The organism is Streptomyces sp. KLMMK, assembly GCF_036961605.1.
GTDB lineage: Bacteria > Actinomycetota > Actinomycetes > Streptomycetales > Streptomycetaceae > Streptomyces > Streptomyces telluris.
On sequence record NZ_JBAMDC010000248.1, the window covers coordinates 1 to 9935 of the forward strand.

Annotated in this window: 10 protein-coding genes and 1 pseudogene; 8 read left to right on the forward strand and 3 right to left on the reverse strand. The window is 72.8% G+C overall.

What is annotated here, in order from left to right:
• The first annotated feature begins 159 nt into the window (after positions 1 to 159).
• Together dxs and V7793_RS26600 are read left to right on the forward strand one after the other, a co-directional pair.
• Positions 160 to 2088: a 1-deoxy-D-xylulose-5-phosphate synthase gene (gene dxs / locus V7793_RS26595; protein WP_336010733.1), complete on the forward strand. Its 1929-nt coding sequence runs from the start codon at positions 160 to 162 to the stop codon at positions 2086 to 2088.
• Complete coding sequence (locus V7793_RS26600; protein WP_336010736.1) at positions 2085 to 3500, forward strand: aspartate aminotransferase family protein; 1416 nt, start codon at positions 2085 to 2087, stop codon at positions 3498 to 3500. The genes dxs and V7793_RS26600 overlap by 4 nt, the downstream gene beginning before the upstream one ends.
• A gap of 56 nt (positions 3501 to 3556) precedes the next feature.
• Here the strand turns inward: V7793_RS26600 and V7793_RS26605 are convergent, their stop codons facing one another.
• On the reverse strand, positions 3557 to 4363 hold the full coding sequence (locus V7793_RS26605) for a tyrosine-protein phosphatase (RefSeq protein WP_336010739.1): 807 nt from the start codon (positions 4361 to 4363) through the stop codon (positions 3557 to 3559).
• A gap of 210 nt (positions 4364 to 4573) precedes the next feature.
• On the opposite strand from V7793_RS26605, the gene V7793_RS26610 reads away from it, so the two are divergent.
• On the forward strand, positions 4574 to 5365 hold the full coding sequence (locus V7793_RS26610) for an SGNH/GDSL hydrolase family protein (protein WP_058042624.1): 792 nt from the start codon (positions 4574 to 4576) through the stop codon (positions 5363 to 5365).
• Positions 5366 to 5433: 68 nt separating this feature from the next.
• Here V7793_RS26610 and V7793_RS26615 read toward each other — a convergent pair whose 3' ends face one another.
• The gene (locus tag V7793_RS26615; RefSeq protein WP_336010742.1) at positions 5434 to 5892 is read right to left on the reverse strand and encodes an ATP-binding protein; all 459 of its coding nucleotides are present in this window, start codon (positions 5890 to 5892) and stop codon (positions 5434 to 5436) included.
• 142 nt (positions 5893 to 6034) lie between these two features.
• Between V7793_RS26615 and V7793_RS26620 the strand changes: the two genes are divergently transcribed.
• The 3 genes from V7793_RS26620 (at position 6035) to V7793_RS26630 (ending at position 8093) form a co-directional block, all read left to right on the forward strand.
• Positions 6035 to 6901: a helix-turn-helix domain-containing protein gene (locus V7793_RS26620; protein ID WP_336010745.1), complete on the forward strand. Its 867-nt coding sequence runs from the start codon at positions 6035 to 6037 to the stop codon at positions 6899 to 6901.
• 3 nt (positions 6902 to 6904) lie between these two features.
• Complete coding sequence (locus V7793_RS26625; protein ID WP_058042627.1) at positions 6905 to 7162, forward strand: DUF397 domain-containing protein; 258 nt, start codon at positions 6905 to 6907, stop codon at positions 7160 to 7162.
• Positions 7163 to 7259: 97 nt separating this feature from the next.
• Positions 7260 to 8093 (forward strand): SAM-dependent methyltransferase, encoded by an 834-nt coding sequence (locus tag V7793_RS26630; RefSeq protein WP_336010749.1) that lies wholly within the window; start codon positions 7260 to 7262, stop codon positions 8091 to 8093.
• Here V7793_RS26630 and V7793_RS26635 read toward each other — a convergent pair.
• The gene (locus V7793_RS26635; protein WP_336010752.1) at positions 8090 to 8671 is read right to left on the reverse strand and encodes a carboxymuconolactone decarboxylase family protein; all 582 of its coding nucleotides are present in this window, start codon (positions 8669 to 8671) and stop codon (positions 8090 to 8092) included. The two genes, V7793_RS26630 and V7793_RS26635, sit on opposite strands and share 4 nt — an antisense overlap.
• Positions 8672 to 8822: 151 nt before the next feature.
• Between V7793_RS26635 and V7793_RS26640 the strand changes: the two genes are divergently transcribed.
• Complete coding sequence (locus V7793_RS26640; protein ID WP_336010755.1) at positions 8823 to 9470, forward strand: alpha-ketoglutarate-dependent dioxygenase AlkB family protein; 648 nt, start codon at positions 8823 to 8825, stop codon at positions 9468 to 9470.
• Between the two features lie 270 nt (positions 9471 to 9740).
• Positions 9741 to 9935: pseudogene (locus V7793_RS26645) on the forward strand (hypothetical protein); the annotation flags it as partial.

Consider the following 9935-nt stretch of genomic DNA (forward strand, 5'->3'; position numbering starts at 1 on the left):
TATCGAGGAAGCAATGAAGATCGCCGATGCCATGGCGGCGGACGGAGCCCTCCCCGGGGCGCCGCACGTCACCGTGGCCTGAGACCGGCGACCCGCCACCGTAGGAACAGCGACCGTGCGGCCGCCCGGCCCAGGCCGCAAGACGAGGAGGGGGCCCGCGTGTCGTTGCTGGAGAACATCCGCAGTCCGCGCGACCTGAAGACCCTGGACGCCGAGGAGCTGACCGAACTGGCGGAGGAGATCCGCCACTTCCTCATCCACGCCGTCGCCAGGACCGGCGGCCACCTCGGCCCCAACCTGGGCGTGGTGGAGCTCACCATCGCCCTGCACCGCTCCTTCGACTCACCGGCCGACCGCATCCTGTGGGACACCGGCCACCAGTCGTACGTGCACAAACTGCTCACCGGCCGCCAGGACTTCTCCAAGCTGCGCGGCAAGGGCGGCCTGTCCGGCTACCCCTCGCGCGAGGAGTCCGAGCACGACGTCATCGAGAACAGCCACGCCTCGACCGTCCTCGGCTGGGCCGACGGGCTCGCCAAGGCCAACCAGGTCCTCGGCCGCTGGAACCGCCACGTCGTCGCCGTCATCGGCGACGGGGCCCTGACCGGCGGTATGGCCTGGGAGGCGCTCAACAACATAGCCGCCGCCAAGGACCGGCCGCTGATCATCGTCGTCAACGACAACGAGCGCAGCTACGCCCCCACCATCGGCGGCCTCGCGGACCACCTCGCCACGCTCCGCACGACCGACGGCTACGAACGCTTCCTGTCCTGGGGCAAGGACGCGATCCAGGGCCTGCCCGCCATCGGCAGGCCCCTCTACGAGTCCCTGCACGGCGCGAAGAAGGGCTTCAAGGACGCCTTCGCCCCGCAGGGCATGTTCGAGGACCTGGGCCTCAAGTACCTCGGCCCGATAGACGGGCACGACGTCGCCGCCGTCGAGTCCGCGCTGCGCCGGGCCAAGCGCTTCCACGGCCCCGTCCTCGTCCACTGCCGTACGGAGAAGGGCCGCGGCTACCAGCCCGCGCTGGAGGACGACGCCGACCGCTTCCACACCGTCGGCGTGATCGACCCGCTCACCTCCCGGCCGCTGGCCCCGGCCGCCGGCCGCTCCTGGACCTCGGTCTTCGGCGACGAGATGCTCGCCATCGGCGCCGAGCGGCCCGACGTCGTCGCCATCACCGCCGCCATGCTCCACCCCGTGGGCCTGACGAAGTTCGCCGAGGCCTTCCCCGACCGCGTCTGGGACGTCGGCATCGCCGAGCAGCACGGCGCGGTGTCCGCGGCCGGCCTGGCCACCGGCGGGCTGCACCCGGTCTTCGCCGTCTACGCCACGTTCCTCAACCGCGCCTTCGACCAGGTGCTGATGGACGTCGCCCTGCACAAGTGCGGGGTGACCTTCGTCCTGGACCGGGCGGGTGTCACCGGCACCGACGGGCCCAGCCACAACGGCATGTGGGACATGTCGATCCTGCAGGTCGTCCCCGGCCTGCGGATCGCCGCCCCGCGCGACGCCGCCCAGCTGCGCGCCCAGCTGCGCGAGGCCGTCGGGGTCGAGGACGCGCCCACCGTGATCCGCTTCCCGAAGGAGAGCGTCGGCGAGCCCGTCCCGGCCCTGGCCCGCGAAGGCGGCATGGACGTCATCGCCCGCCCCGCCCCCGGCGCGGACGAGGCACAGGTCCTGATCGTCGCGGTCGGCGCCATGGCAGGCGTGTGCCTGGAGGCCGCCGACCTCCTGGCCGCCCGCGGCACCCCCTGCACCGTCGTCGACCCGCGCTGGGTCAAGCCCGTCGACCCCGCACTGCCGCCGCTCGCCGCCCGCCACCGGGTCGTCGCGGTCGTCGAGGACAACAGCCGCACCGGCGGCGTCGGCTGGGCCGTCGGACAGGCGCTGCGCGACGCCGGCGTCGACGTGCCGCTGCGCACCTTCGGCATCCCCGAGCAGTTCCTGCCGCACGCCAAGCGCGGCGAGGTCCTAGCGGACCTCGGGCTCACCCCCGCCGAGATCGCCGGCCGGATCAGCGCCGCTCTGGCCCGCAAGGAAGAAGCCGCGAAGGACCCCGCGGCCGTGAAGGAGAACGACGCATGACAGCCGACACAGCCGGTGCCGCCGCCGACGGCAAGGGCTTCGACCTCACCCGGCTCCTCGCGGAGCGCGGCGGCGAGCGGTACGACCTGCACGCCCGGCACCTCAACCACCAGCTGCCGCGCATGCTGCACACCATCGGCTTCGACAAGGTCTACGAGCGGGCCGAGGGCGCCTACTTCTGGGACGCCGACGGGCAGGACTACCTCGACATGCTCGCCGGCTTCGGGGTGATGGGCGTCGGCCGGCACCACCCCGTCGTCCGCAAGGCGCTGCACGACGTCCTCGACGCCTCGCTCGCCGACCTCACCCGGTTCGACTGCCAGCCGCTGCCCGGCCTCCTCGCCGAGAAGCTGCTGTCCTACGCGCCGCACCTGGACCGGGTGTTCTTCGGCAACAGCGGCACCGAGGCGGTGGAGACGGCCCTGAAGTTCGCCCGGTACGCGACGGGCAGGCCGCGGATCCTCTACTGCTCCCACGCCTTCCACGGCCTGACCACCGGCTCGCTGTCCGTCAACGGCGAGGACGGCTTCCGGGACGGCTTCGCGCCCCTGCTGCCCGACACGGCGATCCCGCTCGGCGACCTCGCCGCCCTGGAGCGGGAGCTCGCCCGCGGCGACGTGGCGGCCTTCGTCGTCGAACCGATCCAGGGCAAGGGCGTCCTCGAGCCGCCCGCCGGCTTCCTGCGCGCCGCGCAGGAGCTGCTCCACCGGCACAAGGCGCTGCTCATCGCCGACGAGGTGCAGACCGGCATCGGCCGCACCGGGGACTTCTTCGCCTACCAGCACGAGACGGGCGTCGAGCCGGACCTGGTCTGCGTGGCCAAGGCGCTCTCGGGCGGCTACGTGCCCGTCGGCGCCACCCTCGGCAAGGACTGGATCTTCAAGAAGGTCTACTCCTCCATGGACCGCGTCCTGGTGCACTCCGCGAGCTTCGGCTCCAACGCGCAGGCGATGGCGGCGGGGCTCGCGGTGCTCTCCGTGATGGAGGACGAGCGGATCGTCGCCAACGCCCGGCGCACGGGCGACCTGCTGCGCGGCCGGCTGGCCGCGCTCGTCGGCAAGTACGAGCTGCTGCACGACGTCCGCGGCCGGGGCCTGATGATCGGCATCGAATTCGGCAAGCCGTCCTCGCTGGGGCTGCGCAGCCGCTGGGCCATGCTCCAGGCGGCGCGCAAGGGCCTCTTCGCGCAGATGGTCGTGGTGCCGCTGCTGCAGAAGCACCGCATCCTCACCCAGGTCTCCGGCGACCACCTGGAGGTGATCAAGCTGATCCCGCCGCTGGTCATCGGGGAGCGCGAGGTGAACCGGTTCGTGGACGCCTTCACGGCGGTCATGGACGACGCCCACGGCGGAGGCGGCCTGCTGTGGGACTTCGGGAGGACGCTGGTGAAGCAGGCGGTGGCGAACCGCTAGCGCCCTGCCGGGCGGCCTCGCGGTGATCCGGCCGCCCGCCGGTCAGGAGCCCCGGGTCAGTCCGTGAGCAGCCTGGCCTGCAGGCGTTCACGGGCCGCCGGGCCGAGCCCGAGGCCGTCGGCCAGGTAGCGGTCGGCCGTGCCCCACGTGGCGTCCATCTCGTCGAACGCCGCGTGGAGGTACGCGGCGCGCGCCTCGAACATCGGCGACAGCAGCTCCGCGATCTCCCGGTCCTCGGGCCCCGTCGACTCCGGCGCGCGCCGCATCCGGTAGCGCCGGTGCGGCGCGTTCGACTCCAGGTAGTCGGCCTCGATCGCGTCGCGGCCGACGCCCAGGGCGAGCAGGGTGACCGCGACGGACAGCCCGGCGCGGTCCTTCCCGGCCGCGCAGTGCATCAGCGCCGGCACGCTGTCGTCGGCGAGGGCGCGCAGGACGTGGCCGAGCTCGGCCGTGCGGCCCGTGACGACCTCCCGGTACGTCTCGGCCATCCGCTCCGCGGCTCTGCCGTCGGCCAGCACGGTCCGCAGGTGCCCGAGGTCGCGGGCGCGCACCATGTTCCAGAACTCGGCGCCGTGGGCCGGGTCGTTGAGGGGGAGGTTGACGTTCCGGACGCCGGTGAGCTCGACGTCCGGGCCGTCGAGCGCGATGTCGGCGTCGTTGCGGAAGTCGAAGACCGTGTGCAGGCCGAGCGAGCCGAGGAAGCGCGCGTCGTCCTCGGTGGCGTGGGCGAGGTGCCCGCTGCGGAAGAGGACGCCGTGCCGTACCCGCCGTCCGCCGGCGGCCTGCAGACCGCCGAGGTCGCGGAAGTTGCGCACCCCCGCCAGCTCGGGCTCGGTGGACGGCACATGCGGCGTCTGCGTCACGGGCGCTCCCAGGGCTAGGCCGCCGGCACTGCTCGCCGGCGAAGCGGTTCAACGACCTTACGACACCGGTTGTACGGGCAACCGCCCCGCTGTGGTAGCCGCGCCGACGTATTCCGCGTACACGGACTTCTCGGGGTGGGATACATCACGGCTCGTCAACCCCTGGTTACGGTGGCGTAGGTCACTCCCGGAGAGGAAAGATGTACCGACGTGGCAGACGATTCGAATTCATTCAGCAAGAGCGCGATCGGGTCGTACGCAGCCGTCGGGGACAGCTTCACCGAAGGCGTCGGCGACCCGGGTCCGGACGACACCTTCATCGGCTGGGCCGACCGACTGGCCGTACTCCTCTCCGACCAGCGCGCCGAGCACGACTTCCGCTACGCCAACCTCGCCGTGCGCGGCCGGCTCCTGGACCAGATCGTCGCGGAGCAGGTGCCCCGGGCGAAGGAGCTCGGCCCGGACCTCGTGACGTTCTGCGCGGGCGGCAATGACATCCTGCGCCCGGGCAGCGACCCGGACGCCGTGGCCGAGCGCTACGAGAAGGCCGTCGCCGAGCTGGCCTCCTCCGTGGGCACCGTCCTGCTGTGCACCGGCTTCGACACCCGCGGGATGCCCGTGCTGCGGCACCTGCGCGGCAAGATCGCGACGTACACGGCCCACGTCCGGGCCATCGCGGACCGGCACGGCTGCCCGGTCCTGGACCTGTGGTCGCTGCGCTCGGTGCAGGACCGCCGGGCCTGGAGCGACGACCGGCTCCACCTCTCGCCCGACGGGCACACGCGGGTCGCCCTGCGGGCCGCCCAGGTGCTCGGCCTGGAGGTGCCGGCCGACCCGGACCAGGCCTGGCCGGACGAGGACCACCGCTCGCCCGCCGAGGTGCGGCGCGACAACATCCACTGGGCGCGCGAGCACCTGGTGCCGTGGATCGGCCGCCGGCTGCGCGGCGAGTCCTCGGGGGACCACGTGGAGCCCAAGCGGCCGGATCTGCTGCCGCTGTAGCGCCTTCGCAGTTCGTAGTTCGCAGTTCGTAGTGCCTTTGCAGCGCCTTCAGGCCGCCGGGATGCCTTTCAGGGGGAGAGCCGCCCGGCGGCGAGGTCGGCCCAGACGACACGGCCCCGGCCGCTGTCGTCGGGCCGGACCCCCCATGCCTGCGACAGCGTGCCCACGAGCAGCAGGCCCCGGCCGCTCTCCTCGTCCGTCCCGCTGCACCGGGCCCGCGGCTCCGTCGGGGTGCGGCCCTGGTCGCCCACCTCTATGCGCAGATGCGCACCGAGCACCCTCAGCTGACAGCTGACGTTCGCGCTGTCCGTGTGCCGGACCGCGTTGGTGAAGAGCTCCGACACCACCAACTGGGCGTCGTCGCACGCCACTTCGTCGATGCCCCACTCCCGCAGTTGTGCGAGGACCCGTTTTCGCGCGGCGGCCACCGAGGCGCCACGGGCCGGGAAGTGGAAGGCGTCCTGCAGACGTACGGCCATGGAACAGCCGAGGCGCCCGAGCGAAGGTGCGTCATGGGAGGGGACCACGCCGTAACTATGTGCGATACGGCTCATGTGTGGCAAGGTTCAATCTGCAAATTACAGAATCGTCGGATCAGTCTGTCGGCTCCGGGGGGTGCGTGACAGACTGCGGGCATATGACAACCGGCGGGCATGGAGGGGGAGAACAGTGGCGGAAGCGCGTCCGGCGGGCGCACCGACCGTCCTGCGGGTCGTGCTCGGCAAACGGCTGCACGACCTGCGGGAGAAGGCCGGGCTCTCCTACGAGCAGGCGGGCCGCGCCCTCGACGTCACCCACGCCACCGTCCGCAGGATGGAGAAGGCCGAAGTCGGCCTGAAGCTCCCCTACGTGGAGAAGCTCCTGCGCGTCTACGGCGTGAGCGACGCCGAGGAGGTGGAGGGCTTCCTCGCCCTCGCCCGCGAGGCCAACCGCCCCGGCTGGTGGCACCGTTTCCGGGACGTCCTGCCCGAGTGGTTCAGCGCGTTCGTCAGCCTGGAGGGCGAGGCCAACCTCATCCGGGCCTACGAACCGCACTACGTCCCGGGCCTGCTGCAGACCGAGCGCTACGCACGCGCCGTGCTCCGCGCCGGCATGCCGCACGCCCCGGACGCGGACGTCGAGCGCGCGGTCGCCGTCCGCCGGGAGCGCCAGTCGCTGCTGACCCGCGAGGGCGCGCCACTGCTGTGGGTGGTGATCGACGAGACGGTGCTGCGCCGCCCCATCGGCGGGCCGGACATCATGCGCGAGCAGGTCGCCCGCCTCGCCGAGGTCACCGCCATGCCCAACGTACGGCTGCAGATCATGCCGTTCGCCGCCGGGCCGCACCCGGCGATGTACGGACCGTTCCACATCTTCCGGTTCCCGCTCCCGGAGCTGCCGGACATCGCCTACGCCGAAAACCTCGTCGGCGCCTCGTACTTCGACCAGCGCGACGACGTCTCGGCCTTCCTGGAGGCGCTCGACCGCATGTGCGCGCAGGCCGCGCCGGCACACACCACCGAGGCAATCCTGGGTGGGATTCGTAAGGAGATCTGAACCATGGATCGCATCTACAACGGCATGCCCGCCACCGACCTCGGCACCGAGGGGTGGAGCAAGCCGTGGAGCGGCGGCAACGGGGGCTCGTGCGTCGAGGCCCTGCGGCTGGGCGACGGCCGGATCGCCCTGCGCCAGTCCACCGACCCCGGGGGCCCCGCGCTGATCTACACGCGTCACGAGATGGAGAGCTTCATCAACGGCGCCAAGGCGGGCGCGGCGGACTTCCTGCTCGCCGGCTCCGGCGCCGCCTGCGAATGACCCCGCAGGGAACGTGCACGGCACCGCCGGGCGGCCCGCGCCGCCCGCGCGCCGCGGCGTCACCCCCTACCGCGCAACCAACCGAACGGAGCACCGCATGAGCCAGCAGGGCTTCGCGGCCGAGGACATCGACACCAGCCGGCCGCACCCGGCGCGGATGTACGACTACTACCTCGGCGGCTGGGACAACTACGAGGTCGACCGGCAGGCCGCCGAGCACGTCATCCAGGCGCACCCGCAGGTCCGGCTCTCCGCCCGGGCCAACCGGGCGTTCCTGCAGCGCGCCGTGCGGGAGGTCGTCCGCGGCGGGGTCCGCCAGATCATCGACGTCGGTACGGGCATCCCCACCTCGCCCAACACCCACGAGGTGGCCCGGGAGGTCGCGCCGGACGTCCGGGTGGCCTACGTCGACAACGACCCGATCGTCGCCACCCACGCGGGCGCCAAGCTCACCGGTACCGGGCAGGCCGGCTTCGTCCTCGGCGACGTGCGCGACCCGGCGGCGATCCTGGCCCGCCCCGAGGTCCGCGAGCTGATCGACTTCGGCGAGCCGGTGGCCCTGCTGCTCGTCGCCGTCCTGCACTTCGTCACCGACGAGGAGGACCCCGCCGGCATCGTCGCGGCCTTCGCCGACGCGCTGCCCGCCGGCAGCCACCTCGTGCTCTCCCACGCCACGGCCGAGCCGTACGAGGGGTACGCGGACGGCTACACCGACGTCAAGGCCCGCGACCGCGTCGTCGGCACGTACAAGAACGCCACTGCCGGCCTCAACCTGCGCGACCGCGCCGCCGTCGAGCCGCTCTTCGGGGACTTCGAGCTCCTGGACCCGGGTCTGGTCCGGGTGCCGCTGTGGCGGCCGGACGGGCCGGTCCCGGGCCCCGCGGAGCTCAACGACACGATCTTCTACGGGGGAGTGGGCCGCAAGGGCTAGCCCGCCGCCGGGGCCGTGCCGGCCTGCGGGCGGGCCGGGACGTCGCAGCTGTCCTTGAAGCCCTGGCTGTGCAGGCCGAGCGCCGCGTTCGTGCGCGAGCGGAGGTTCTCGACCGCGATCATCGCGGTCAGCTCGACGAACGCGGCGTCGCCCAGGCGCAGCCGCAGCCGCTCCGCCAGGTCGTCCCCGACGGCCGGCGGGGTGACCGTCATCGCCTCGGCGTACTCCAGCACGTCCCGCTCCAGCGGGGTGTACAGGTCGCTGTCCCGCCACACCGGGATGTCGCGCAGCTTCTCGTGCGCCATCCCGTGCCCGCGGTTGACCCAGTAGCCGAAGTCCATGCACCACGAGCAGCCGATCGCCGCCGCCGACGCCATCTCGGCCAGCGCCTTCAGCTGCGGGTCCAGCTTCTTCCAGCGGGCCAGCGACATCTCGAAGCGGGCCGTCGTCAGCAGCACGCGCCGGTTGTGGGCGGCGGCCATGAGCGGCTCCAGCACCTTGCCGTAGGTGCGCCTGCTGTACCACTGCACGAGACGGATCAGCGGGGTGCGGTCCGGGGTGAGCGAGATCCTGGCCATGGCGGGTCCTCCATCGGGTCGGGGCGGGCTTGCCTCTGCCCGTACGACGGACCGTGCCCGCGGATCCGTGACATCCCGCGCCGCCGTCCGGGTGAGACGGTCGTCACACCGTCCGGCGGGGGTCCGGGGGAGCCGCCCTAGGCTGGGCGGCATGGACGACGAGCTCTTCCCCCGGCCCCGGGCCGAGGTCGCCCCGGGAGCGGTCCACGTCCCCGGCTGGCTGGACCTCGCGGCCCAGCGGCGTCTGCTCGCCGCCTGCCGCACGTGGGCGCGGCCCCCGGCCGGCCTGCGGACCGTCCGCATGCCGACCGGCGGGCAGATGTCCGTGCGCACCGTCTGCCTGGGCTGGCACTGGTACCCCTACGGTTACGCCCGCACCGTCGTGGACGGGGACGGCGCGCCGGTCAAGCCGTTCCCCGGCTGGCTGGGGCGGATGGCGGTGCAGGCCGTCGCCGACGCGTACGGCACGGAGCCGGAGCCCGCGGCGTACGACATCGCCCTGGTCAACTTCTACGACGGCCACGCGAAGATGGGCATGCACCAGGACGCGGACGAGAAGTCGCCGGCCCCGGTCGTCTCCCTGAGCCTCGGCGACAGCTGCCTCTTCCGCTTCGGCACCCCCGGCGGCCGCGGCCGCCCCTGGACCGACGTCGAGCTGCGCAGCGGCGACCTCTTCGTCTTCGGCGGCCCCTCGCGCCTCGCCTTCCACGGGGTGCCGCGCACCCGTCCCGGCACCGCCCCCGCCGCGCTCGGCCTCACCGGCCGGCTGAACCTCACGCTCCGTGTGAGTGGGCTCTGAGAAGACAGTGCGGGGATTTGGTGCGCTCCCCGGAAGAAGCCCTGCACAGAAGGCCGGTGGCATTGCTGCACGGGAAAATTCACGTGCATCTGCGCGCGCGACCCTGCACAGTGGATCCCCGGCACTGCGCCGGCCGCGCGTCCGGGCTCATATCACGGGGGTGAGCCCGGAGGCGCGGACAGCCGGAGGTTCACCGGCACCTCGGAAAACGGTGGCCAGGCCGTCACGCAGGGGCCGCCGCGAGCCCGCCGGGCAGGGGCGGATAATGGCATGACCTGCCGCATTCGCCCTGGAGGTGCCGTGACCGGCTCCCGCCCGACAAGCTCACCGCTCGACGCCCTGCGCCCGGCCGCATTCGGCGCGGACCCGTCCGGGGAGCGGATGGCGCGCATCCGGCGGTCACCGAACTTCGCCGACGGCGTGTTCACCAACCCCGTCGGCGCCGAGCGCACCCCGTCCGCCGCC